The sequence below is a fragment of the uncultured Streptococcus sp. genome (assembly GCF_963525625.1).
Lineage (GTDB): Bacteria > Bacillota > Bacilli > Lactobacillales > Streptococcaceae > Streptococcus.
In genome coordinates, this window is record NZ_CAURLD010000009.1 from 52,508 (window position 1) to 78,662 (window position 26,155).

Annotated in this window: 24 protein-coding genes and 1 pseudogene; 2 read left to right on the top strand and 23 right to left on the bottom strand. The window is 43.0% G+C overall.

What is annotated here, in order from left to right; translation table 11 throughout:
- Positions 1–2: 2 nt before the first annotated feature.
- The 18 genes and pseudogenes from RYK49_RS06535 to RYK49_RS06620 form a co-directional block, all read right to left on the bottom strand.
- On the bottom strand, positions 3–1,223 hold the full coding sequence (locus tag RYK49_RS06535) for a restriction endonuclease subunit S (RefSeq protein ID WP_125439285.1): 1,221 nt from the start codon (positions 1,221–1,223) through the stop codon (positions 3–5).
- Between the two features lie 15 nt (positions 1,224–1,238).
- The gene (locus RYK49_RS06540; protein ID WP_314865282.1) at positions 1,239–3,821 is read right to left on the bottom strand and encodes an AbiH family protein; all 2,583 of its coding nucleotides are present in this window, start codon (positions 3,819–3,821) and stop codon (positions 1,239–1,241) included.
- A 230-nt stretch (positions 3,822–4,051) separates the two neighbouring features.
- Positions 4,052–4,804 carry a DUF6261 family protein gene (locus RYK49_RS06545; RefSeq protein WP_185761349.1) on the bottom strand — a complete coding sequence of 251 codons (753 nt, stop codon included), beginning with the start codon at positions 4,802–4,804 and terminating at the stop codon, positions 4,052–4,054.
- Between the two features lie 435 nt (positions 4,805–5,239).
- The gene (locus tag RYK49_RS06550; RefSeq protein ID WP_125439291.1) at positions 5,240–8,227 is read right to left on the bottom strand and encodes a type I restriction endonuclease subunit R, EcoR124 family; all 2,988 of its coding nucleotides are present in this window, start codon (positions 8,225–8,227) and stop codon (positions 5,240–5,242) included.
- 139 nt (positions 8,228–8,366) lie between these two features.
- The gene (locus RYK49_RS06555; RefSeq protein WP_314865287.1) at positions 8,367–8,819 is read right to left on the bottom strand and encodes a GNAT family N-acetyltransferase; all 453 of its coding nucleotides are present in this window, start codon (positions 8,817–8,819) and stop codon (positions 8,367–8,369) included.
- Positions 8,820–9,665 carry an aldo/keto reductase gene (locus RYK49_RS06560; RefSeq protein WP_125378676.1) on the bottom strand — a complete coding sequence of 282 codons (846 nt, stop codon included), beginning with the start codon at positions 9,663–9,665 and terminating at the stop codon, positions 8,820–8,822.
- Between the two features lie 80 nt (positions 9,666–9,745).
- Positions 9,746–9,940, bottom strand: coding sequence for a hypothetical protein (locus RYK49_RS06565; protein ID WP_002903311.1), 195 nt, complete (start codon positions 9,938–9,940; stop codon positions 9,746–9,748).
- A 158-nt stretch (positions 9,941–10,098) separates the two neighbouring features.
- Positions 10,099–11,250: an N-acetylglucosamine-6-phosphate deacetylase gene (nagA, locus tag RYK49_RS06570; RefSeq protein ID WP_314865290.1), complete on the bottom strand. Its 1,152-nt coding sequence runs from the start codon at positions 11,248–11,250 to the stop codon at positions 10,099–10,101.
- Between the two features lie 240 nt (positions 11,251–11,490).
- Positions 11,491–11,841, bottom strand: coding sequence for a 30S ribosome-binding factor RbfA (gene rbfA / locus RYK49_RS06575; RefSeq protein WP_002908941.1), 351 nt, complete (start codon positions 11,839–11,841; stop codon positions 11,491–11,493).
- A 174-nt stretch (positions 11,842–12,015) separates the two neighbouring features.
- The gene (gene infB / locus RYK49_RS06580) at positions 12,016–14,808 is read right to left on the bottom strand and encodes a translation initiation factor IF-2 (RefSeq protein WP_314830778.1); all 2,793 of its coding nucleotides are present in this window, start codon (positions 14,806–14,808) and stop codon (positions 12,016–12,018) included.
- Between the two features lie 19 nt (positions 14,809–14,827).
- The gene (locus RYK49_RS06585; RefSeq protein WP_002918063.1) at positions 14,828–15,124 is read right to left on the bottom strand and encodes a YlxQ-related RNA-binding protein; all 297 of its coding nucleotides are present in this window, start codon (positions 15,122–15,124) and stop codon (positions 14,828–14,830) included.
- Positions 15,117–15,413 (bottom strand): RNase P modulator RnpM, encoded by a 297-nt coding sequence (rnpM, locus tag RYK49_RS06590; RefSeq protein ID WP_002923338.1) that lies wholly within the window; start codon positions 15,411–15,413, stop codon positions 15,117–15,119. Before rnpM ends, RYK49_RS06585 begins: the two co-directional genes overlap by 8 nt.
- Before the next feature lie 168 nt (positions 15,414–15,581).
- A pseudogene (gene nusA, locus RYK49_RS06595) lies at positions 15,582–16,680 on the bottom strand (transcription termination factor NusA); the annotation flags it as partial.
- Between the two features lie 59 nt (positions 16,681–16,739).
- Positions 16,740–17,228 (bottom strand): ribosome maturation factor RimP, encoded by a 489-nt coding sequence (rimP, locus tag RYK49_RS06600; RefSeq protein ID WP_314449302.1) that lies wholly within the window; start codon positions 17,226–17,228, stop codon positions 16,740–16,742.
- A gap of 199 nt (positions 17,229–17,427) precedes the next feature.
- The gene (gene trmB, locus RYK49_RS06605; protein ID WP_314830779.1) at positions 17,428–18,066 is read right to left on the bottom strand and encodes a tRNA (guanosine(46)-N7)-methyltransferase TrmB; all 639 of its coding nucleotides are present in this window, start codon (positions 18,064–18,066) and stop codon (positions 17,428–17,430) included.
- Positions 18,063–18,857: a cell cycle regulator CcrZ gene (gene ccrZ, locus RYK49_RS06610; RefSeq protein WP_002893562.1), complete on the bottom strand. Its 795-nt coding sequence runs from the start codon at positions 18,855–18,857 to the stop codon at positions 18,063–18,065. Before ccrZ ends, trmB begins: the two co-directional genes overlap by 4 nt.
- Before the next feature lie 50 nt (positions 18,858–18,907).
- Entirely contained in the window at positions 18,908–19,954 is a 1,047-nt protein-coding gene (locus RYK49_RS06615; protein ID WP_314865292.1) for an ABC transporter permease, read from the bottom strand.
- Positions 19,951–20,682, bottom strand: coding sequence for an ABC transporter ATP-binding protein (locus RYK49_RS06620; RefSeq protein ID WP_314865293.1), 732 nt, complete (start codon positions 20,680–20,682; stop codon positions 19,951–19,953). Before RYK49_RS06620 ends, RYK49_RS06615 begins: the two co-directional genes overlap by 4 nt.
- A gap of 68 nt (positions 20,683–20,750) precedes the next feature.
- Here RYK49_RS06620 and RYK49_RS06625 point away from each other — a divergent pair, with 68 nt between their 5' ends.
- Together RYK49_RS06625 and RYK49_RS06630 are read left to right on the top strand one after the other, a co-directional pair.
- A complete protein-coding gene (locus tag RYK49_RS06625) occupies positions 20,751–21,161 on the top strand; it encodes an HIT family protein (protein ID WP_314865295.1) in 411 nt (136 codons plus the stop codon).
- A gap of 9 nt (positions 21,162–21,170) precedes the next feature.
- Positions 21,171–21,461, top strand: a complete 291-nt coding sequence (locus RYK49_RS06630) for a hypothetical protein (protein ID WP_314865297.1) — start codon at positions 21,171–21,173, stop codon at positions 21,459–21,461.
- Positions 21,462–21,578: 117 nt separating this feature from the next.
- On the opposite strand, the gene brpA is transcribed toward RYK49_RS06630, so the two are convergent.
- From brpA to RYK49_RS06655, 5 genes are all read right to left on the bottom strand, one after another.
- On the bottom strand, positions 21,579–22,817 hold the full coding sequence (brpA, locus tag RYK49_RS06635; RefSeq protein ID WP_125402347.1) for a biofilm formation/cell division transcriptional regulator BrpA: 1,239 nt from the start codon (positions 22,815–22,817) through the stop codon (positions 21,579–21,581).
- A 7-nt stretch (positions 22,818–22,824) separates the two neighbouring features.
- Positions 22,825–23,346 (bottom strand): GNAT family N-acetyltransferase, encoded by a 522-nt coding sequence (locus RYK49_RS06640; RefSeq protein ID WP_314865299.1) that lies wholly within the window; start codon positions 23,344–23,346, stop codon positions 22,825–22,827.
- Complete coding sequence (gene tsaE / locus RYK49_RS06645; protein WP_314865300.1) at positions 23,339–23,779, bottom strand: tRNA (adenosine(37)-N6)-threonylcarbamoyltransferase complex ATPase subunit type 1 TsaE; 441 nt, start codon at positions 23,777–23,779, stop codon at positions 23,339–23,341. Before tsaE ends, RYK49_RS06640 begins: the two co-directional genes overlap by 8 nt.
- Positions 23,780–23,919: 140 nt before the next feature.
- A complete protein-coding gene (locus RYK49_RS06650) occupies positions 23,920–25,341 on the bottom strand; it encodes an NCS2 family permease (RefSeq protein WP_314865301.1) in 1,422 nt (473 codons plus the stop codon).
- 145 nt (positions 25,342–25,486) lie between these two features.
- Entirely contained in the window at positions 25,487–26,116 is a 630-nt protein-coding gene (locus RYK49_RS06655) for a DUF1361 domain-containing protein (RefSeq protein ID WP_314865303.1), read from the bottom strand.
- Positions 26,117–26,155: the final 39 nt, after the last annotated feature.

The following is a 26,155-nucleotide window of genomic DNA, read 5'->3' on the forward strand; positions in this document are numbered from 1 at the left end:
CTTTAATTTAACATATCCTGCAAAAGCTTTTTCTTCAAGGTTTCCAACTGAGAAATCATATCTTGGTATGAATTGATAAGAGTGTCAAGATTAGAGAAGAAATTAGCAATATCTAGTTGCTCTTTTGGTTCAGGGAACATAAATTTTAAACTAGAAAAATCTTTAAAACTGATGCTTTTACCATCACGTATTCCATAAGTAACTGTTTCAAGCAATTTAATAAAACTTTTAGAAGTTAGAATACAGTTCCAGAATTCTGAACAGTGACTATCTTTTTCAACAAAGTCAATAATTGTATAGGCCGGCGAAGTAATACCCTCAATTTTTGAAAGAGCAAATCCACCTTGAAACGATCTTAAATGGATGACAAACTGATTTGGCTTAACTACTTTATAATTTATTAAAGTAGTATTATCGTACTTGATATCAATACCAATTTCATCGCGTAATACCATTCCATTAACTTGTGAAGCAGAAAGAACAGGCAAATCCGCTCTATTTTTTTCAGAAACAGATTTAAAGATTTTATCAGCTCTATCTCGCTTCCACTCCCCACCAAATCCAGCCAAACGAATTTCTGGAACATTCTGACCACTCTTGGGAAACATCTTGGACAACATGGAAGATTTTAAGTCCTGATAGTTGGTGAGTTTTTCCTTATAAACAGCCAACAAATCGTCTAGAGTGCGAAAGAGGGAGCCAATAGCGGATTGTTCTTCTAAAGAAGCAGGAATAGTCATTTTCATGCTCTTCAGTATTGATGTAGATAAATTACCAATTGCACCATTTCCTCCCTGAATAAATTGTAATACCTTTTTATACTCCTTAGAACTCATCCAGGCATTTACAAAAGTATTCTGTTCAGCCTTAATAGCTAGCATGAATCCCCCATGAACAGCCAACTCATCGTCTGATAAATTTTTAACAATCGCATGTTTTCCCACCAACTTTGTTGAACCGTTAGCAGCTGTTACTAAAATATCGCCATTGCTTATTCTAGGAATATTTACTGCTCCCTTATCAACAAAAACATCATCGTCTGATATAACAAAAGTATCTTCTGCGATGTTTGAGCTTCTTAAAACTCTAACACCATTGTTCCTCACGTCACTGGGTTTATAGGTCAGTCCCCTTCTAATTTCTACTTGTTCTATCAACAAGGACTTCTGCCAAGCATCTTCAAAATCAGCGTATCTTAACTTGGGTAACGTATTTTCTTCCATCTATTCAATCTCCATTCATAAACGATATCTTTCATGCAAGTCAGCTGCAAATTTTTTAATTGCAACATTGAGTTCTTGTCGATAATGCAACTTATTTTTATTGTTCTTATCGGGAAACTCGTTATAATTTGCTGAATTTCTTAAATCCGTTTCACCAAGCTGCTTGCCATTCTTATTTCCAGTATCAAAATTTAACACATAAAAAGTCAATGCTTGTCTATCAACTGCCCATTTTTTAGCAAATTCACTAATTTCTTTTTCGATTCTACTAGCTTCTCTACAATTAATATCTCTCGAATCATCAGAATGTAGCAATTTATTTTCAGTAAGATAATCTAAAATCATTTTCGAAACCTTATCCACAGTTTCAATAGCTGTATTTCTAACTTCTGCTTCTCGAGGAAAAGAAGTCTCAAAGCTCTTTACATTCGCGTTTTCTTCAACAACTTTCTTATGTGGAGTTGTCATAGCAAGACCAATCCCCGGCCCTAAATCATCAAACAGCACATCACCTGAGGGTAACGCTACTTCAGATTTTGTTTGACTAACTTCCTGTTTCAATCTTTGTGTACTTTGTTCCCTCAACCATAATTTTATAAGTTCTGTTTGTTCACCATTATAAGTGATTTGTTGCGTATTAGGAATAACATCAAAAAGCAATTCCCGACTTTCATCAATGGCTGATAACTCTATCTCTTTCAGATTTGATAAATGTTTTGTCTTTTTGTTTTCGTTTTTATCATCGCTCTTGAAGTTAAAAAGAGAAGAAAATTTGTATACTTCCTTTTCTTTTCCTAGTTCCGTAAAAGATACATCTATCAGCTTAAGAACCCTAATACTTGTCGAAAGAGTGATACCTGATAAACTAGGTTCACTGTCCACTTCTTGAGCATCTAATATAAAGGTTGATACATTCGGAAAATCTACTTTAAGACCAAATCCGCCTGTAATTGGATAATCTAACTCAACATAACGACTGTTTTGTGAAAAAAACATCAACGAATCTTTTGTATTAATATTCAAATTCCCATGGACAATAATTTTTTTTAAAGTTTTGCTAATTGTATTATTTTTAGCATCTATATTAATTTGAGTTGTATCATTATTATTTTCACTTATTTCTAAATATTCAATATTTTGAAGACGGCTTATATCGATATCATCTACAACTACTTCGTCACCAGAATAAAAACTACAATCTCTAATTTTTAATTTTTGGCAATTTTCAGCATTTAGAATGAGAGTTGTTAATTTGTCAATACTTAATGAAGAATTCGTAATTTCGATACGCTTACTTTTTTTAACACATGTGACAAATTCTTCCATTTCAAACAAGTCGTCTAGAACTGGCTTATCATTATTGATTTCTTTTACTTTATCAAGTATTATATTTAATCCGTCGATGTTAGTTTCTTGTATATCTAAAAAACTTAATATTTTTTTAAAAGCTTCACACTCTAAACGACTAGAAATTTTAATGTATTGAAACTGATTAAATATAAAAAGTTTATTAGTTAAGATAAATTTATCAAAAGGAACAGTGATTGGCAATGATGTATTAAATATTCTTTTTAATAGCTCAATGTCAGTATTACCTAGCTGAATTGAATTAGGATTATTAACTCCAAATTCTAGATTTTGTTCTTTAGTATCAATCAAAATATCATAGAAAGGTACTAAAACTATTTTTTCTAAAATTTCTGAGCTCAACACCTTACTAATCATCTGCAACTTAATTAGATAGTCATTACCGTAATAAAATAAGTAGATTCTTTTAGATTTTTCAAAAACTTTAGATAAAAACGGTAAGTCACTTCCGTATATAGAATGTCCTATTATAAATGTATCAACTGAATTCTCTTGATAATTATTTATTTTTGCTAATAATTGTGTACGTTTTTCAAATAAATCTGTATCTTTTTTAATCCGAATAAGTTTATCATTGTCCATAGACCCCGGAACATTGAAAACGGTAAATTTTTCATTGCCAGTGAATCCACCACCAAAAATGATATTCTTTTCAAATAAGGAGCCGTGTACTTGAAAATAACTTGAACTTTTATTCACTCCAGGTTGTACTAACCCTAAGTCAGATAAAGTCCTCGTATAGTTAAAATTTATAACATCCGCTTCTTTAAAAATATTTTTGTAAACTTCATTAACTCCCAACCCCTTATTATTATTTCTTCGTGCTCTGTAATAATTATACCAGCTCTCATAGGTATCGGATAAATAATCCGAAAACAATTCTTCCAACTCTTTAAGATAGCCATTAATTTCAGTTATACTATATCTACTTCTGATTTCGTCATCACTATTGTAAGTTATTTCATTTATCTCTTTAATGTGACTTTCAAAAATAGACTCTAAATCATTCCAATTCAATGATTTACCATCAAACTTTTGCAAAAACAATTTATTAAAATTATAGATATCTTCGTTAGTTTCAAGTTTTTCTTCTAATCTTATATGTTCCACAAAGTTATTATATGAACTACGTATTCCAGCGCTAATATCAAAACCATTTCCAACGATAATCATTTTGTGATTAGTTGTTTTGAAGCTGGTTATTTTAACATTCTCTTTTTCATTTTCCATAATTTCCTCGGCCATTACACAAATACCTTTCTATATAAAACAAATGGTTAAATGTTTAAAACTCACTTCTATGAAAACCACACCTCTATCATTATATCAATTATCCCATATTCTATAAAGCATTTATATAAAAATCCAATGTATTATATCGACTTTCACCCTCACATTCCCTCACTATTGTCTATTACACGCAAAAATCCCCTAGAATTTATAATTCTAAGGGATTTTTCTTATCCTGTTACTTCCGGAGTCTGTTCCGGTTTGGTTTTCTTATTTGGACTGGCCAGGCGGCGCTTGCTGTCTCGGATAGTATTGAGATCCTTGAGGAGTTTGGCAAAGTGGGCTTTCTCGGGGTAGGCTTCTGCGGAGGCTGCGGTATAGCGCATAAAGAGGTCATAAGTGCGGGATATTTCCGCGCGCAGTTGCTTGGTCTTACCGACTTCCTTGCTGGACTTGGCTGCACGCGCTAGGGCTTCGGCCTTATCATAGTCTTCCTGAGCAGTCGTCACTGCGCTAATCACTGGTGAGAATCCCAGCGTACTTACTGCCGCATTGTAGGGCTCTTCCTTGAGGGTTTTGAGGAGACTCTTAATCTCAGCAGTAGCTACATCGTTATTATGCTTGGTGATATCCTTGTATTTAGTCAGGACTGGATCCAGTGTCTCATGGGCTTCCTTGAACTTCGCTTCCTTTATCTTAGCAAATCCCCTATGCAGGGTAAAAAGTCCGACCAGAGCGCTGTCCCGCTCCTTATCTACCTCTGCCAGACTCGTGGTCTGCTTCTTTTCCACGCTGGCTAGCTGTTCTTGGAATTCTTCTAGCTTGCTCGCAAAGGGCTCCAAGTGCGTGCTATACATCTCTTCGTTCTTGTTGGACTTGACAAAGTCTGTGATGATTTGACGAGAATCTGTCATCAAACTTTCAAACTCACGGTGAGTAAAGTTGCTATAGGTCAGGGGACGAATGGTGTAGTTAATAGTCATAATAAAACCTCTCCAATAATTTGATGAACTAAGTATAGCATGTGACAATAAATCTTTTGCAAGGCTGCCCTGAAATGTCATTTTTTATCCCTGAAATACCACTTTTTCAAAATCAAAGACATAAAATATCCCCACCCGATGATTTCTTTAACTTCGGATGGGGATTATTTCTCTTAAAAAATGAATTATCAAGGCATTTCACGCTTAGAACACTTTAAAATTTTAACAAACGCTAGTATTCGAACTTTAGAAAGCTTGTAAATTATAACAAACTACAACATACGACAGATAGAAAGCCTGGGTTTTCTCACAAACAGGACTATTCGAAAGTTAGATTATCCAAATATTTTAGTAAGTGCTCGTGTTCGGCTTTTAGATTGATTGGTTTTTTAGCCAGAGACTATTCTTCGAAGTTTTGATGATTCCCTTTTTCTCTTATCTCCCCGCTCTCAAGGGCTCGATGACTTCCTCAATCAGTCGAATGCAAGCTTCTTTAATTTCTTTTTTGTAGCGCAGAGGATTAAGAGCGCCTTCAACTTCCGTCTTGTACTCTTTGTATCGTTGGCTATGGTTTAGCTGACTCTCGCCGGCTTGTTTTTTCGCTCCTTTGCGGTAGTTATCGATGAAATAGCGAAGCTCATCTGCTCCAACATACCACTGCTTGGCAAAGGTCTGGACGTGTTGGTCAATGACTGATTGGATCATCTGATCTAGGATGTGGGAGATGGACTGACCGCGATAATTCTCAGGGTCTTTCTGGATTTCCTGCCAGAGGTCAGCGATAATCTGGGCTAAAGCTGGATTGGTCCTGCTGAGACTGGCGATATAGTCACCAACAGCTTGGACATCCTTTGGACTCAGCTCTCGGCTGTCTATATCCTCTTGAGAGATAAAGGCTTGGATGAGGGAGAGGATATAGCTGTAATTGATCTCATCAATATGGACAGATTCCAGCTCATAGAGGATATCCAAAGGCTCATCCTCGTCTGTACCGTCCTTGCGAAGCTTGAGCTCAGCAAGGATATTCTGATACAGGCCAAGATAATTCTCCAGACTCTCATCGCTAAGTCCAGTCTCCTGATAAAGCGTCTCCTTGTCATACTCAGCATAAACCTGGATAGAGGCCATATACTTGTCCAGTTGCTGGTAGCTTTTGGCTAGCTTCTTCAGCAAGGCTGTCGGGGCGCTTTCGATAGCTAGTCCATCCTCGGAGCTACTAGATAGCTGTCCCTGAAAATCAGCTAAAGCCCGGTCAAAGTTAGCTTTCTCCTCCGGCCATTCTGGAGCCAGCACCTCATTTTCTCCCCCATTGGAGTAGAGTCGCAGGGCATCGTCCACTGCATCCTTAAAGGCTAGTGGCTTTTGAAAGGTCATGATATGTCCATAGGACTTACGCTGATCAAAGATCCGATTAGTCCGACTGAAAGCTTGGATCAGATCCTGCGGCTGCATAGGCTTTCTATCAATATAGAGTGTCGATAGGCAAGGGGCATCAAAACCTGTTAGGAGTCTATTGACGACAATGACCAAGTCCAGCTGCTCATCTCGATAGAGATACTTCTCTTTCTTTCTGGATAGACGATTATTGACATCAGTATTAAAGCTCCCAAGAGTTGATAGACTGTAGTGAGTGCCAAACTCCTGATTGTAGTCATCCAAAGCCTGCTTCATCTTGTCCTGATTGACAGAGGATTCCTCTTCATTCTCTGTCACTGAGTAGGTAATAGTAAACTTAGGAAAGTCTGGCAGCACGCGCTTCGTCCGCTCAGAGACCTTAATGCGAGTCTGACCTTCCTTGACCTGTTTGAGCAGGTCATAGTAGCGTTGCGCCTGATGAATTGACTTGACAGTCAGGATGGCAGTATAAGTCCGGCCAACGCCATTTTCAAGACCCAGCTGACGATGGCTTTTATTGAGGATAGCATCCAGCACTTCCAGCATATGATCTTCATGCTCATAGGCACTATCTGGGATAGCTTCTTCTTCTGCGTCCGTGATAAGAGTGTTGCGATAGTCCACCTTGAAGCCTAGCACAGAATTGTCATGAATGGCTTCCTTGACCGTATATTCATGCAGACGCTCTCCATACTGCTGCTGGGTAGTCTGAGCCAAATCCCCTACCTGCTTGCGTTTATTTTCCCCAAAGATAGGTGTTCCAGTAAAGCCATACCAGAGCGAGTAGATAAAGAACTCGCTGAGAGACTTGTGAGCCTGTGGCGTGACAGCTCGGTGGCACTCATCCACAACAAAGGCTACTCTGAGCTCTTTGATTTTCTTGTATTCCCGCTGGTAATGTCCCTCTTCAAACTTGTGCAGCATGGCATTGATCTTCTGAATGGTCGTAACGACCAGCCCTTTATTATCTTCATAGAGACGGCTGATCAGTTCTTTAGAATTGTCCGTCTCATCAATATCAATGATATCATTGGCTGCATAAGAGAGAAAGCTAGAAGTCGTCTGATCATCGAGCTCTCTGCGGTCTACGACAAAGATTGTTTTTTGAATCGATGGGATTTGCAGGAGATTCCGAGCCACCTTATAGGAAGTCAATGTCTTCCCAGAGCCCGTCGTGTGCCAGATATAGCCCGACTCCTGACGCATGGAGGCTTCTCGGACGGCTTCAATAGCATGCACCTGATAAGGCCGCAGTAAAATAAGCGACTTTCTCACATCATCAATGACCGAATACTGCATGACCATCTGATGGGCACGCGGAATAGACAGCACTTGCTCCGCGAAGTCAAAGAGATCTGTAACCGGCTGGTTCTGGCTATCAACCCACCTGGTCAGAAACTGCGCATTGAGCTTGTTTTCCTTTGCAGCTGCGATATAACGGGTGTCAATGACATTGGATACGACAAACATCTGCAGGCTGGAGTAAATCCCGCGAAACTTCCCTTCCTTGTCGTAATTCTGGATTTGCCGAAAAGCGTCCAAAAAAGGCTTTTGACGGCTTTTCAGCTCGATATGAATCATGGGCAGGCCATTGATGAGCAAGGTCACATCCAGACGACGGTTCGGATCCATTGGATAGGCCTTGTCACGCTCCACTTGATGGACAATCTCATAGCTAGACTTGCCACCTGCCACATTGTCTCGCCAAATAACTGAGAGACGAACCTTTCCAAGTCTGGCATCTTCTCGCTGAACCTGGACTTTTGCAATTCCATTCTCACCTGCCAGCCATTTAGCTGCTTCATAGTAGTTGACAAAGTTGAGCTGGTTTTTGATTTGCTCCTTTTCCTGCGCAGTCAGCATCTGATCTTTCAAATCAGGCAGATTATTTTGCTCTAACTTAGCAAAAAAATTCTCCCACAGCTGCTCCTCTGTCCGCAACTCTTGCCGATAAGTCCATTGACTTTCTCCACTTGTCAAGCGCTCAATTAGCTGTCTTTCGATTTCCAATTCTTGGGTCTTCTTCATCTAACTCTCCCATATTAGTGTTTCGTTGGATATTGGTCTCATTTTACATCTCTCATTATAGCACATAAGCAGCTTGTTTTATAGTTTCTTCTGGCGGTAGAGATAAAAATCCCCAGCTCTTTTCAAACTGGGGATAGCTTTATATTTTTAATTCATATACTTCCTGCCAGCCGGCTGGTCCTAATATGCGCTGGGGCTTTTTGCTAAAGCCGGTCTCTCGGTAGAGATAGGAAGCTACTTGATTTCTCTCATTGACGCCTAGTATGATGCTTTTATACATAGGCAAATGCTCTCTTATGAAATCAGGCAAGAGCTTCAGCGTCTGACTACCGTATCCTCGCATCCGAAAGCCTTCATCCGTTGAAAAACTACGAAGGAGCAGGCTATCTGGCTGACCGCCATAAGCAAACTTCTTTTCTCCAGCATCCAAGATTAGAAAGGTTACAATTTGATCTTCTTCAAGACCCAAGATAGCATAGCGATTTTCCAAATCAGCGACAGCCTGGCTCGGATGGCTGGTAAATCTCAAGTCGGTTAAATGGTAAGACTGCAAGGCTTCTCTATCTGAGCTTCTATAGAATCGGATTTTCACCTAAAAATCCATCCCATCCGGATTTGGTGCGCCACCGGCCAAACCGCTGACATTTTTGAGCACTTCCAAGTCAGCAGCATCTAGCTCGATGTCAAAGCAGTCCAGATTGCTGGCGATCCGGCTCGGAGTGACCGACTTAGGCAGGGGCAGGAAGCCTTCCTGCAAGCTCCAAGCTAGAGCGACTTGGGCAATAGTCTTGCCATACTTATCTGCCACAGCCTGTACGGCTGGATTTTGGAAGAGCTCACCTTGGCCAAATGGTCCCCAAGCTTCCAGTAAAATCTCATGCTCACGACAGAAGTTCACCGCTTCTGTCTGATAGACACCTGGAGCCAGGCGGATTTGATTGACAGCTGGGGTCATACGCGCAGTTTCAAGCAAGGCTTCTAAGTGATGAGGCAAGAAATTGCTGACGCCAATCGCTCGAATCTTGCCGAGATTATAAAGATCTTCCATAGCCCGCCAGACTTCGGCATTGCGCTTTTTCCAAGCATCGTTTTCCCTCAGGGGTTTGGGATTCGGCCAGTGGATGAGGTAGAGGTCCAGATAGTCCAGTCCCAACCGCTCCATTGAGGCAGCAAAGGCCTCTTGAGCTTCCTCGTAAGTATGAATGTCATTCCAAAGCTTGGTCGTGATGAAGAGCTCCTCCCGCGGAATGCCGCTGTCCTTGATTGCCCGTCCGACGCTCTCCTCGTTCTTATAGATGGCTGCCGTATCAATGTGCCGATAGCCTGCCTTGAGAGCGGCTAATGTTGCTTGATAGGCTTCTTCGCCATCCTGAGCTTTCCAAGTACCAAAGCCCAGCACCGGAATGCCAACACCATTGTTCAAAAGATATTCTCTCATCTCACGTCTCCTTTATAAGTTTCATCTACTGCTTGCCTTCAGTAAGGCAGCTGCTACAGTGATTACAAGAGCAGAACTGCTCACTTCTTTTCTTTTTTCTTCAGTATTGGCTTAGGTTTGAAGATATTTTCCTTGGTCGGCTCCATACCTTTACTGAAAAAGCTATAGATAATGAAAGCCACTCCTGCGACAAGGATCAAGATTCGTCCAAAAATCAGTCCCGCCAGCAGCAAAACAAGTCCCATTATCAAAAATTTCGCATCAATTCGTTTCATAGCCTACTCCTGTTTACATCATAGTTTCATTATATCACGCCTAAGAAAGCAATTCAAATCTAGGCGAAGACTATCAAGTAGCTTGCCAATCAAAAAGAACAGGTTGCCCTGCTCTTTCTGAAAAATATAAGGAGACTAATTTAAAATACCTGCGGTTCTCATGCATGGAATCGTTCTTGACCATCAAGATAAGTAGCTACCAGCTCTAAATCTTTATCTAAGACGATAAAGTCAGCATCGTAGCCTTCCTTGATCTGTCCGCAGACATCATCAATATGGACGGATTTTGCCGGAATCAGGCTAGCCATCATAACCGCCTGATGAGGATTGGCAATGCCCCATTTGACCACATTTTTCAATCCGTCCTTGAGCTTGAGGATAGACCCAGCTAGATTTCCCGTTGACTTGAGCCGAGCGGTTCCTTCCGCCACAACCACTGGAAATTCTCCCAGCATGTAGTCACCATCTTCAAGACCTCCTGCGGTCATACAGTCAGTAATGAGGGCAATATTTTCATGTCCCTTCTGCTTGAGCAAGATGTCACAGGCCTTAGGGTCCACATGATGGCCGTCACAAATCAGTTCCGCATAGGTGTGGGGCAACTCATACATGGCACCAACCATGCCTAGCTCCCGATGAGTCAAGCCCCGCATACCATTGTAAGCATGCACCCAGACACTGGCACCTGCTTCGACCGCAGCTTTGGCTTCATCATAGGTTGCGTTAGAATGCCCCAGAGCAACGGTCACGCCTTCATCAGTCAGCGTACGGACAAATTTCTCAACGCCATCACGTTCTGGCGCGAGAGCTATCTTATTGAGCAAGCCATTTGCGGCCTTTTGCCAAGCACGAAACTCATCCATGCTAGGATCTTTCATATAGGCCGGATTTTGAGCGCCTTTATACTTTTCGGTGAAATAAGGCCCTTCAAAATAGAGTCCGCGAATCTTGGCCCCGCTGGCTTCTTGATAGCGAGCACCGATATTTTCAGTAACCGCTAAGAGCCGCTCATAGGACGAAGTCAGCGTTGTAGGTAAGAAGCTGGTCACACCGGTAGTCAAGAGACCCTCACTCATGGTATGAAGAGTTCCTTCGATGTTGTTGTCCATGACATCAACACCGCCGAAGCCGTGAATATGAGTGTCCACTAAACCTGGTGCAATCGAGTAGCCACTGTAGTCTATGACTTCTGCATCCTGCGGAACAGACTGCACCAGCTTGCCAAACTTGCCGTCAATCAGCTCTAAATAACCGCCCTGACGGATTCCTTGAGGATAGAAAAATTGATCTGCTTTGATATATGTAGGCATAAGACTGCCTCCCTTGTTCTTGAATGCTATATTCTCGGCCATTCAAAGCGGAAGTCTGTGATAGAGCTAGCATCTTTCTATAGCTACTTTCTACCCCCCGCTTTTGAATCTCTGAGTTTTCTTGACTATATTATAACTCTTTCTTTTTTATTTGTAAATGGTATATACCTATTTTTGTAAAAAATTGTTATATTAAATTTAAAAAACAGAAAACCCAGCCATGACAGCTGAGTTTCTGCTTTACTTTTTATCTAAATCGCGCAGCATCTGGTCGATTTTATTGCCATACTCAATGGATTCGTCCTTGACAAAGGTCAAATCTGGAATCTTGTACATCTTCAGATTGTGACCCAGCTCTCGCTTGATGGTACCGGTCGCTTTTTCAAGACCAGTCTGAGCTTTTTGATTATCAGAGGCCAAATTGCTCATAATCGTGTAATAGACCTTGGCCATGGATAGGTCACCCAGCATCTGGACATCGGTAATGGTCACACCTTGGACACGCGGATCACGAACTTTCTTCTGCAAGATTTCATTGACTTCGCGCTTGATTTCCATGCCGACACGGTCTGTACGAAAATTATTTGCCATGAGATTTCCTTTCTAATTTTTCTCTTCTGCAATATAAGCTAGGCTAGGCCTAGCTTATATTTTAGTTTTAATGAATGAAATCTGTTTTAAACTCTTTGTGAAAAAACATGGGATTAGAAGTACAGACTTCCCCCAACAATGATTTCACTGCGAGTTTTCAACCTACTTCTTATCTTATTTCTTAATTTCTTCCATAATGTAAGCTTCAATCGTGTCATCTACTTGGATGTCATTGTAGCCATCAATCATGAGTCCACCTTCGCGGCCGTTAGTCACTTCCTTAACATCATCCTTGAAGTGCTTGAGGCTGGCAAGCTCCCCATCGTAAATCACGACGCCATCACGGATAACGCGAACCTTGGAATCACGGGTCACTTTACCGTTGATAACCATAAATCCACCGATAGTACCAACCTTGGAAACCTTGAAGGTCTCGCGGATAAGAGCTTCCCCGATGATTTTTTCTTCGTATTCTGGATCCAGCATTCCCTTCATGGCATCTTCCATTTCTTCGATAACCTTGTAGATAATGCTGTGGAGACGAATTTCGACATCATCAGCTTCTGCCTGTTGGCGAGCCTGAGATGTTGGACGAACGTTAAATCCGATGATGAAAGCATTTGAAGCTTCCGCCAGTGTTACGTCTGACTCATTGATAGCACCAACTGCTGAGTGGACGATGGTAATCTTAACGCCTTCCACTTCAATCTTCTGCAGGGAAGCAGACAGAGCTTCTACAGACCCCTGTACATCAGCCTTGATGATAACATTAACAGACTTAACTTCACCAGCTTTGAGGGTATCAAAGAGATTTTCCAGACTGACGCGATGAGTAGCTTGACGCTGTTTAAGAAGGGCACGTTTGGCGCGTTCTTCACCGGCTGCACGCGCAGCTTTTTCATCTTCATAGACCGCAAAGTGGTCACCAGCCATCGGAGTTTCATTGAGACCAGTGATAGAAACCGGTGTAGATGGTCCTGCCACCTTAACACGACGGCCCAGATCATTGGTCATAGCCCGAACACGACCGAAGGTATTACCAACAACGATTGGATCCTGCACATTCAGAGTTCCCTGCTGAACCAAAAGGGTTGCGACAGCACCTTTTCCTTTATCCAGACGGGCTTCAATGACTGTACCAATCGCTCGAACAGTCGGATCTGCCTTGAGCTCTTGGATTTCAGCCACTAAAAGGACTGTTTCTAGCAAGCTGTCAATATTTTGATTGAATTTCGCTGAGATTTCGACAAATTCAGAATCTCCGCCCCAAGCTGTTGACATGACACCATGCTCAGCCAATTCACCAATCACGCGCTCAGGATTCGCTCCTGGTTTATCAATCTTGTTGATAGCTACGATGATTGGGACATCAGCGGCTTTGGAATGGTTAATGGCTTCGATTGTTTGCGGCATAACACCGTCATCAGCCGCAACGACCAGAATAGTGATATCCGTCACAGAGGCACCGCGAGCTCGCATAGAAGTAAAGGCCGCGTGTCCAGGCGTATCCAAGAAAGTAATCTTCTTGCCGCTTTCCTCGATCTGGTAAGCACCAATGTGCTGAGTGATACCACCTGCTTCACCTGTTGCTACCCGAGAATTACGCAGGGTATCCAAGAGGGTTGTTTTACCATGGTCAACGTGTCCCATGATGGTGACAACTGGCGGACGCTCTACCAAGGCATCTTGGTTGATATAACCTTCTTCTACGAAGAAGCGCTCAATGTCAGCTGTGTCAACTTCCACCTTCTTCTTAGCTTCGATACCGTAGTCCACCATGAGGAGCTCAATAGTATCGCCGTCAAGAGATTGGTTTTGCGTTGCCATTACGCCCATCATAAAGAGTTTCTTGACAATTTCAGCTGGCTCGCGCTTGATGCGTTTTGCAATTTCTGCAACGGTCATTCCGTCTGTATATTCAAATTCAGTTGGCAACTCATGGAACTTACGTTCTGTAACAGGTTTTGGTGCCTGGTTATTGTTGCCCTTTCCTTTTTTATTTTTCTTGTTTTTATTCCAATTACTATTTCTTTGATTTCTCACTTGATTTTGACTGCTTCGATTCTTTTGTTGTTTTCTTGGACCTTCTTCTTCGCGATCAAAATCATCGCGCTTCTTATCTGGTCGAGCTTGCTTCTTACGACGCGTATCCACAGCGGATGGCGCTGGGCTTGGATTGGCTGCTGGAGCAGATGGAGCTGCAGCAGGCTGAACTGGTGCACTTGCTTCTGCCTTAGGTTGCTCCTTGCGGCGGTTTTGCCGTTCCATAACTTCTTTAGCTTCCTGTGCTTGCTTAAAGCGTTCCTCACTTGAGCGAGCGTATTCAGCATTCTGCTCTGCTTTCAAAGCTGCTGCCCGAGCCTTAAAGTCAATCTTCGGACCTTGAGGCTGTTGGCGGTTTTGGCCGTTAAATCCTTGATGATTCTGACCATTGCGGCGGCCATCTTGACCACGATTATCGCGACGGTCATTTGGACGATTGCCCCTATCTCGGTCGTTGCGGTTTCCGCGATTCTTATTTCGATTATCGCGATCCTCACGCTTGCCTTGCTCTTTGTTTTGTGGTTTGCGGTTACCTTGCTGCTTACGACGCTCTGCCTCTTCTTTGGCTCTCGCTTCACGCTCTGCCTTAAAGTTCCGGCTTTGTGGGCGCTTGACAGGTGCTACCGTTTCTGCTTTCGCTTCTGGCTTAGTAGCTACTTTTGCTTCTGTCTGTTCTGCCTTGACTGGCGCTGCCTCTTTGGCAGGAGTTTTTTGCGGTGATGGCTGAGCTGCTGCAGGCTTTTCTGCAGGAGCTTGAGGTGCGGCTACTTTCTTGAAGCTGGATTTGATTCGCTCACCAGCATCAGCTTCTACGCTGGATGAATGACTTTTAACATCCAGTCCCAACTCCTTAGCACGAGCCACTACCTCCTTACTTTCTTTTCCCAGTTCTTTGGCGATTTCATACAATCTTACTTTAGACAAATCTTGTCCTCCTCTTCTATTACATAAGAGACCTCATTTTCTTTGTAAAACCAGCATCTGTCACGGCGAGCACTTTTCTGGCCTTGCCAATGGCAGAGCTTAATTCCAGTGTTGAAAACACGGTTGATACTTCTACTTGATAGTAACGACTTTTATCAGTGATTTTCTTGCTGAGATTAGGAGCTGCATCCTGGGCCAAAAAGACCAGATCTGCTTTTCCCTCCTGGATAGCCTTGACGGTCAGCTCCTCACCAGAAATGATGCGGCCGGCCCGCTGAGCCAGTCCCAGCATATTTGCAAGTTTCTCTTTATTCAAGACCTAACTCTCTTCTTTTGACCTTGTGATCGACATAGGCGATTAGCTCATCATAGAAAGCCTCATCCACTTCCATATTAAAGCTGCGGTTAAAGACCCGCTTCTTCTTGGCTTGAAGAGCTTCCTGATTATCCAGTTTGATATAGGCTCCACGGCCGTTGGCCTTGCCTGTCGGATCGATAAAGACTTGACCTTCCTTGTTCTTGACAATCCGCAATAAATCGCGCTTGTCAATCACTTCGTTGGACACCACTGATTTTCTTAAAGGGATTTTTCTTGTTTTTGCCATTCCAGCCCCCTTAATCTAGTTCTTCAGCTTCGCTTTCTAAACCAGCTGTTTCCAGTACAGTTTCCTCTGCAGCTGCGTCAAAGTCTGTTGCTTCTGCTGCTGAAACTTCTGTCTCTAGAACAGCTGCATCCGCAAGAATTTCTTCTGCTTCCTGAGCAAATCCGCCCAGTTCATTGGCTGCTTCCATTTCTTCAAACTCAGTGGCAGACTTGATATCAATTCTAAAGCCTGTCAAATGAGCTGCCAAGCGAACGTTCTGTCCGCGACGACCGATAGCCAGAGAAAGCTTGCTGTCCGGTACGACAACCAAGGCCCGCTTGTTATCTTCTTGATTAAAGATAACTTGGTCAACTTCAGCAGGAGCGATAGCGTTGTAGATAAATTCAGCTGGATCTGCTACCCACTCGATGACGTCAATATTTTCTTCAGTCGGTACCATACGACCGCTCTTGGGATCATATTTGGCAGGATGGAACTTGCTAGTAATTTTCTTGATATTGGCTCCACCGCGTCCGACGATTGTTCCGATGGCATCCACATTAGGGTTGTGGCTGCGAACGGCTACCTTGGTCCGATCGCCTGCTTCCCGTGACACGCTCATGATTTCCACAGTTCCGTCATAAACTTCTGGGATTTCCTGCTCCATCAAACGCTTGATCATTTCTGGATGGCTGCGGCTGACAAAGACATTGACACCGCGAGGATTGTCTTCTACCTTGTAGACAAAGACTTCGATACGGTCATGAGAGGCAAAGACCTCACCAGGAATCTGGTCTTGTTTCGATAGTTGCGCTTCAATGCTGCCAAGATTGACATAGATAAAACGATTGTCAAAGCGCTCCACCGTCCCGCTCATGATTTCATTTTCATGCTCTTTATAGGTGTTGTAAGTGATTGCTCGGGTCTGCTTGCGCATCTTTTCCATGATGGTTTGCTTGGCAGACTGAGCAGCGACACGGCCAAATTCAGCTGGCGCTTCTTCAAACTTAATCTTATCTCCCAATTCATAGGCTGAACTGATAGCCAAGGCATCTTTGAGACTGATTTCCAAACGGCTGTCAAAGACCTCGTCCACGACTTCGCGAACAGTATAGACACGGAAATCTCCTGACTTTTCGTCAAACTCAATGGCTGCGCTGTCTGCCTGACCATAGCGACGACGATAGGCTGAGCGGAGTGACTCGGTCACTGCGTCAATGATATCTTCTTTCTTGATTCCTTTGTCTTCTTCCAAAATGCGGAAGGCCTCTAGCATTTCTTTACTCATTTTCATGTGACTTTTGCCGAAACAAAAGTGTTCCTTTCTTTTCTATATTGCTTCTGCGGCTAAAACTTAACGGCTAATCTGGCTTTGGAAACCAGACTGTAGGGAATTTCGACTTCTTTTCTGCGAGTCTTGTCCAGATATTCCATGAGCAGAACATCCTCTTCAAAGCTCAGCAAGGTGCCTTCAAAGACTTTCTGCTTGTCAACAGCCTTATAGAGACTGACATGAATATAACTACCGACTGCATCAGCTAGCTGTTCCTTGGTCTTGAGCGGACGCTCCAAGCCTGGACTGGTCACTTCCAGAAAATACTGTTCTGGGAAAGGATCTGGCTTGATTTGATCCAAGAGCGGACTGATAATATCCGTCAAATCCGCTGTATCATTGACCGTAATACCTTCGGGCTTATCTACAAAGACACTGAGAACGTAGTCCCCGCCCATCTTTCCGTACTCAATATCGACTAATTCATAGGGGGCCAGAATGGCTGGTTCAATAACCTCCCTCACCAATTCAACAATCGTTGCGATATGACGACACCTCCTCACAGATAAGAGGCGAAGATACTTCCTCGCCTCTCTTTCCTTATTCATTACTAGTATTATAGCACGACAAGTCCCAGAATGCAAGGGAAATGTGCCATGTAAGCTTGTTAAGACGGAATTCCACTTAAAACGTTCTTATTTTTAAGCAAAATTCTTTCCCAATAATAAAGTCTTCAAGGAGTATTTCCTCGAAGACTCTTTCTTATTCAAACGCTGCTTCCACCCGGTAGATGACTTGTCCTTTGTTGGCAAATTTCTGCTCATACTCAGTCAGGACATTATCCTCGAAGTCGCTGGCATGCAAATCCAACCACACGCCCTTTAACTTCATACCATACTGTGAAAAGCTCACTAGGCTATACTCAAAAAGACCGCGGTTGTCCGTTTTGAAGTGGATTTCTCCATTTTCCGGCAAAATCTGCTGATAGGTCGCCAGAAAGGACTGATAGGTCAGACGGCGCTTTTCATGACGTTTCTTGGGCCAAGGATCCGAGAAGTTCAGATAGAGGCGGTCAATCTCACCCTCTTCAAAATAATCAGTCAAATCCGAACCGTCCACCCATAGAAGTTTGATATTGGACACATCCGTTGCTAGCACCTTGTCCAAGGCATAGCTGAGGACCGATTTCTGGATATCAATCCCGATGTAATTGATCTCAGGATTGGCCTTGGCCATGCCAGATACAAAAGCTCCTTTGCCGCTGCCAACCTCTACATGAATGGGATGGTCATTGCCAAAAATCTCCCGCCATCTGCCCTTGGCGTCTGTCGGATTCAAAATCACATACTGGGGATGCGCCTCCAGCAGTTCCGTCGCTCCCTTACGATTCCTTACTCTCATTGTCCTCTTCCGTATTTAGAACGGAAGTTTCGTAATGCGTAAATCTCCCGGTTCACATTTTCTAAATCATTGTTTTCATAGTATTTGGCAATCTGCATCAGATAAGAATACTGACCAAACCAGTATAGCTTATTGAAAACAGTCTGATTATACTTATAACCATAAGCGCTCAGCCACTCTTGCCAGCCTGAATCAGGCACATAATGGCTCAAAATATGAGCTACATCCATCATCCTGTCTGTCAGACGCACAGAATCCCAATCCACTAAGTAAATAAGCCCGCTATCGGTCTCTACCCAGTTGCTGTGGCGCACATCTCCGTGAACGATGGTCGCATAATCCTCACGAAAGGCTGGCACTGTCTGGCGCAGGTCGCGGATAACTGATTGCAGATATTGATTATTCCTCAAAGCAAGCGGCACTTGATTGAGCCAAGCATTCAGCAAATCAGTTGGCGTTTCCAAAGTATAGCCCAGCTTGGTCAGCTGCGTCATCAATGGGCGCGAGCGATGCAGCCGTGTCAAAATATTGATTACCTGCTTTTTGGACATATCATTTGGGGTCAGAATAGTGCCTGAAAGCCACTCCTGCCCGCTCATAACATTGCCGTCCGGCATCCGGCGGCTCCACAAAAGCTGCGGTGCGATTTGTTCTCGAGCTAAGCCTGCTAAGATAGGGGTTGTATTCATCTTGACGAAAACGCGCCCCCCGTCGGGATAAGTCCCCATATAGGCCTTTCCGCTCTTACCAGCTATCGGTGTCAGGGTCAGCTCGTTATCAACCAAGTCCATATTTCCCCTCCGTAAAAAGTTTCTTTATCATTTTACTAATTTTACCTCTTTTAGTCAACCAATCTCCGTAACTTAAACGGCAGATAGAACAGATAGAGTAGGGCAGTCGCTCCCAGCATGGCCAGCACTGCTGTCTTGTCTTGGAAAAATAGCAGAGCAGTCAGTACTTCAGCCAAGAGAACACTGCTGCCAATCGAAGTAATAATTTGTCTTGCTCCCTTCAGCTTTTCCCCTCTTTCTATCGGAAAAAGCTGGGTCAAAAACTGATAGTCAAAAGCTTCATACAAGGCCGTCAGCTGGAAGAGCAAGAGGTAATTGAATAAGACTGCAAAAGCTGCAGCAATCCAAGCTTGACTGACAAAAATCAAGGCCAAAAGAGCTAGAAAGAGCAGTCTTAAGGTCAGAGCAAAGAAGTCTCCATTTCGCAAGTAAGAGCGCAAAAAGAGATTCTGCCAGGTCTTGCTATGCTGCTTGCCCACAAGTCTCGTCAAACCATCCAGATAGGCCCGGCGCTTGACACTGTTTGAAATGCCTTTAACATTGGTAAAGAGAGCAAAGAAGCGCAGAATCGTCTGCTTTCGGGCTGCTTCATAAGCCACCAGCGCCTGCCAATCTAGGCCATTTTCAGTAAAGAACTTCTTGGCCTTAGCCTGAAACAAAAACCATTTCAAGACTAGCATAAGGAGACAGTAGAGCCCGAAGCCCCAAACAGGCAATCCCAGAGCCAGAAAAAGCGGAGCTAACAGCAGCAATAGCCCAGTCTGTAAGACCGCGTACAAGAGATAGGAACGTAGAATCTGAGCCTTGATAAAAGCCCTGACTTCTGCTTCTCTGACTAAGAGAAAAAGAGCATCCGGCTTTTCCAGATAGGTCGCAATCCGTCCAAAAGGCAAGATAAAGACCGATAAAATAGCCAGACTAGCAATAATGGGTAGGTGATTAGTCGGAAAATGTCGCAAAAGCTGACTGTACTGAACACCTAAAAATCCCATAAAAATCAGTAGAAAGAGCACAAAATGGTCATTAAAAACATAGCGCAGGTATTTCAGACACTGCTGACGAAAATCCTGCTTTCGTTTGGCAAATAATTCTTTCATAGCGCTGCCTCTTCTGTCAGGGCTAGATAGATGTCATTCAGACTAGCATCCGGCATTTGAAATTGAGCACGCAACTCAGTCAAGCTGCCCTTGGCCCGCACTTGACCCCTGTGCAAGATTACAAAACTATCGCACATCTTCTCAGCAGAGTCCAGAACATGGGTGCTCATCAGAATCGACTTGCCCTTCTTCTTTTCCTCATCCAAGAGCTGGATAAGGTCTGCAATAGCTACCGGATCCAGACCCAGAAAAGGCTCATCTACGATAAAAAGGCTGGGATCAACTACAAAAGCACAGATTATCATCACTTTTTGCTTCATCCCTTTTGAAAAGTGAACAGGGAACCAATCCAGTTTTTCCTTGAGTCGGAACATTTCCAATAGCTTATCCACGCGCTTAAAAGCTGTTTCCTGCTCAATGTCGTAAGCCATAGCTACTGTCTCAATGTGCTCGCGCAGGGTTAATTCTTCGTAAAGACTAGGCGTTTCCGGAATAAAACCGATCTTCTTGCGGTAATCGCTGGGATTGGTCCGCAGCTCCAGTCCATCAATTTGAATCTGTCCCTTATAAGGCGTCAAAAGACCAATAATCTCATTGATAGTCGTAGACTTTCCCGCACCGTTGAGACCAATCAGACCAACCAGCTGGCCGTTGCCCACTTCAAAGCTGACATCCTTTAAAACCGGGATATTAACATAGCCGCCCGTAAGCTCTTTGATTTCTAACATATTTTCTCCGAATTCTGGTATAATGGTTCTTATATTATAACAAAATCTAGCGAATAGAGGTACCATTTATGGCTGATTGTATTTTTTGTAAAATTATTGCCGGAGAAATCCCTTCTTCTAAAGTCTACGAAGACGAGAAAGTCCTTGCTTTTCTAGATATTTCCCAGGTAACACCAGGTCATACCTTGGTTGTCCCTAAAGAGCATTTCCGAAATGTGCTGGATATGGATGCCGACAACACCAGTCAGCTCTTCGCTCGCGTACCTGACATTGCTCGAAAGGTGATGAAAGCCACAGGTGCAGCTGGTATGAATATCATCAACAATAACGAAGAAATTGCTGGACAGACTGTCTTTCATACCCATGTGCATTTGGCACCGCGCTACAGTGATGCAGATGACCTCAAGATTACTTTCGCAGCCCACGAACCAGACTTCCCAGTTCTGGCCGAATTAGCTGAGAAGATTGCACAAGCTTAAGGAGGGAATATGAAACTTTCAAATATTTTCCTATTTATCGGTGCCGCAGCAGCCAGTTACAAACTGATTGAAAACCGACAAAAAATTCAAGAAGAAATCATTGAAACAACAGATAGTCTAGACAAAGTAAAGGAAAGCCTAGCCAATATCCAACGAAATATTGCCATCATTCAAGAGCAAAAAGAGCAAGTCAAAGACATTGCTCAAGATCTTACTTATAAATATAAAGTCCTTGAAAATCAAGCTCAGGTGCAGATCCAGCAAGTCAAAGACATCTGGGAAAAGTACGAGTCTCAATAGAGAAAAGATGGATGATAGGGAAACAAAAACTCAAATCCGGCACCGCGTCAAGAACTTCTTGTCATTACCAAAAGAGACCGAGACATTTTGTCCCGGCCTCTTTTTATATTTAACTTTTTACTCTGTAGTCGCATTGACTACTGGCTGACTTTGTGGGGTGCTGACACTGACATCTGCCGCTGGAGCAGAGGAAGCTGCTGGAGCAACCGGAGTCGTATTCGTAGTTCCAACTGTTGTATCTGTCGACGGATAAGAGTAATTCTCATAACCATTATTATAAGTAGGCTGACTATAAGAATTCTGGTAACTGCTATAGCTTTCTGTGCTACTAGATGTACTACTGCTATTGCTGCTTCTTAGACTGTTGCCGCCCATAATATCTTCATAGAGAACAGCATTGGTCTTCAGACTCTTAACTGTGTCCAAGCCCAGAGACTTGCGGATTAGATTCTGCATGCTCAGCAGATGCTCTGACGTCACCAGCTGATAGCTTCCACCATCAGGCAAGGTCGCATCTTCTCCACGTAGCTGTTCAGACTTGATGTTCTTAAAGGCATCCTGATAGCCTAGCAATTGTGGAATGCTTTTTGAATCAAGTGCGATATTGGTCTGCATATTGCTGCTGACAGCTTTTAAAATAGCCTGATAATGGCTGACACTGTTGAGACTGAGAACTTTTTCAACCACTTTCTTAATTACTTCACGTTGACGCTTCTGGCGGCCATAGTCACCCTCTGGATCCTGATAGCGCATGCGAGCATAGACCAGCGCCTGATCACCATTGATAGTTTGCTTGCCAGGCTCAACCTTAGCAGTATACTCAGGCTCATTATCCTCAATAGAAATTGGGAAGTCAAAGGTATTATTGACCTCAATACCACCTACTGCGTCTACTAACTGAACCAAGCCCTGCATATTGATCATCACATAGCGGTCGATGTGGATATTCATCAAGCCCTCAATAGTCGAAATGGCTAACTCTGCTCCGCCTGTCGCATAGGCTGCATTCAGCTTGGCTTCAACTGTCTGACCGTTCTCATCAATCTGAGTCAGAATATCACGTTCCAAACTCATCATGACCGTTTTCTTGGTCTTGGGGTTGACACTCAGGAGAATCATGGTATCGCTGTTCCCGACCCAAGTATCCTCGCGGGATCCGCTCCCTGTATCTACACCCATCAGCAAAATGGTCATGGGCTTAGTCGCAGAAATGACATCTGTCTCATTTCCCAAGCCCTTATAAGTCTTGGACAGCTCATCTGTTGACTGACCATAGATTGTCCAAGCATAAGTACCGATACCAGCTGTCGTTACGACAAGGAGGCTAAGAAACATCATTATAATCTTTTTAAACATATCATTTTTAGTCTATCAGTTTACCCATCAGGTAAACATCAAGAAATATCCCTTCTTTTAAATAGGCTCCTCTTTTTTGTAAGCCTTCAATTTCAAATCCTAAATCTTTATAAAGGTGAACTGCTCGTTCGTTTCTAACCTGAACGCTCAATTCCAAACGTCTAATAACTTGAGAATCTTCTGCCCAAGTCAGTGCCTCTTCTATCAGTATGCGTCCCAGTCCTTGGTTCCAGAAAGCTTTCTTCACAACAACAAAGACTTGACCAATATGGCGAATTCGCTCATGGAAATCAGCTGTGATGCTGACAAGGCCAGCAATCTCACCATTTAAAAGCGCCAACAGATAAAGCTGATTACTAGAAGCAGCCTGATTCTCAATGAATGAAGCCATCTCCTCTTGATTCATCAAAATTCCAGCTTCATCCAGTGTCATATAATCTGACTCAGACCCAACCTGATTGAGGAAGGCAATCAGCTCAGCAGCATCTGTTTTTTCCGCTTCACGCAAGCATAATTCATATTCAGTCATTCTGCAGTTCCTCAAGTAGATCTTGGGCTCGCTTTCCTTTGGCTTCAAAAACCAATTCACGCCCGTCTTCCTTTTTCAAGAGGCTTAATTTGAGATAGTCTTCAGGCAGATTTTCTCCCAGCAGCTCTCCCCATTCAATGACCGTCACACCTTCCCCGAAGAGAAAGTCATCCAAATCGATGGAATCTGGATCGTCTCCGATGCGGTAGACATCCAGATGATAGAGTGGCAAGCGACCCTCGTATTCCCGAACAATGGTATAGGTTGGACTTTTAATCATCTGACTGATACCCAAACCTAGAGCCAGACCCTTAGTAAAGGTTGTCTTCCCTGCTCCTAAATCTCCCGTTAAAACCAGTACGTCCCCTGCCTGAAGCAATTTGCCCAGGCGCTGACCCCACTGGATTAATTCTTCCTCATTATGACTAAACATTCTCTTATTATACCAGAAAAAATTTTTTTCTGCTTAATTTTGCAAAAGAAAAATCAGCCAGAAAAAGCTGATTTTTTATACCAAAAAACGTATCCTACACAAAGGGTACTAAAATCAAGGAAATCCAGCAATGTTTAAGCCTAATTTAAAGCCAAATTTACGAAATTCAAAATAAAGAGAAGATCCAAAATCCAAATCATAGAATGCACATCCTTGGCTTGACCTTTGAAGATTTTGACCAAGGTGTAGGTAATAAATCCAGCTGCTATCCCGTGAGTGATAGAATAGGCAAATCCCATAAAAATAGAAGTAAAGAAAGCTGGGATGGCCTCCGCCATATCATCCCAATGGATATTTTTCAGACTAGCCAGCATCATAATCCCAACAATAATCAGAATCGGTGCAGTTGCAGCGTTGGGAACAATGGCTAAAAGCGGGCTAAAGAAGCTTGACACCGCAAAGCAGATAGCTACGACCAAGGCGGTCAGACCTGTTCGGCCGCCAGCTCCGATACCAGCTGCAGACTCCACATAAGTCGTCACGTTAGAGGTTCCAGCAATAGCTCCGATAGAGGTTCCGATGAGGTCCGAATAAAGAGCCTTATCTAAGCCTTCTGATTCATGATTTTCCCCAGAAGTCGCTACAATCCCGACCTTTTCACCAGTACCGATTAAGGTACCAATGGTATCAAAAATATCTGTCAAGGAGAAAGCCAGAATGGCCATACATGTCTGAGGCCAGCGAGCCGAATCTGCTAAGAGGGCACCGAGGCCTTTCGGACCTACTGCAACCCCAAAAATCTGTCCCAATTCACTAACAGCAGTGCCAATGTTATTCTGCCCAAAGTCAATAGCTGACAAATCAACCAAGCCAACCAGAATAGCTACCACTGTCGTGACCAGAATAGATAGGATAACACCACCCTTGATATTTTTCACGATAAAGAAGATTGTGATGGCTAAACCGACCAAGGCTACGATGACCGCTGGATTGTTAAAATCTACCAGACCGGGAGTTGCTGCTGAATTAGCCGTAATAGCCGCTGCAGCCTTATCTGCTCCTTTGCCAGCTACTGTATAGTTACCTGGATCAATTGAAAACTTGAGCAAGCCAGCATTTTTAATACCTACATAAGCAAGAAAGACCCCGATTCCTGCCGAGATAGCTGCTCGCAAGGAGCCTGGAATTGACTCAATAATCATCTTACGCACCTTGGTCAGAGTGATAATGAGCGAAATAATCCCGCAGATAAAGACCATAGCCAAGGCTTCCTGCCAAGTGTAGCCCAAGGCAAAGACGACCGTAAAAGTGAAAAAGGCATTCAACCCCATGCCCGGTGCCTGCGCATAAGGCAGATTGGCAAAGAAAGCCATCATCAAAGTACCTGCAACAGCCCCGATAATCGTAGCTAGAAAAACACCTTGCTTGGGCATACCTGTCTGAGCCAGCATAGCCGGATTGACGAATAAAATGTAGGACATGGCAAAGAAAGTCGTCAGACCAGCCAAAACTTCTGTCCGGACATCTGACCCTTTTTCGGTCAGTTTGAAAAATTTATCCATTTTTCAATAAATCTCCTTTTGAGTAAAATTTCTAATATCTAGTTCAATAACAAAGAAAAACAGATTGAAATTCGTTTATTTGCGAACAATAATTTAAATTATAATAAAAAACATTCACTTTTTCAAGATGAATGTCTCGCTTTTCTTATTTTTTATTATCTCTCATCAGAAATACCAAACTCATAAACTGCAAAAAGGCAAAACCAAGAATGAAAGGCAGACGATCAGGCTGCAAGGTTTGCAAGAGCTTCTGTAGAACCAGCTGAGGATGAAGCAATAAATCCCAGCTATTGAGGCGATCATAACGTCCTATGTAGATAGCCAGACTGGACACAGCCGACAGAGCTGCCGTCAGCAACAAATCCAAATACCAGTTAAGCTTCCAGCCTTCCTTGATGACATACCAGCTCTCCATACCACAGAAAATACCGAACAAAATACTAGAAACAAAAGCTAAAAAGAGCAGGAAAACACTTGGCTTACTCAGAACATCTGCCACCCAAGTCATGTGAATCAAATCTGTAATCATATAGAAAGTGTTAGGGAAGAAAAGCAACCACAGCAGGAAAAGAAGAGGATAAGCCCACTTCTGCTTCTTGAATAAAAGCGTCAAGACAGCTGCATCATAGCTGATTAAGGCCAAGGTCATATTCCAGATGAGATAGGTCGGACCGCCATTTAGAGATTGGATATAGATAAAAAAGGCAATCATCAGAAAAAGAGCATGAATCATGATTGGTTTACGCATACGAAAAGCTCCTCCTTGGTGTGTCATAATTGTGACTGATTAGAGCACCATTATAACATAAGTCGT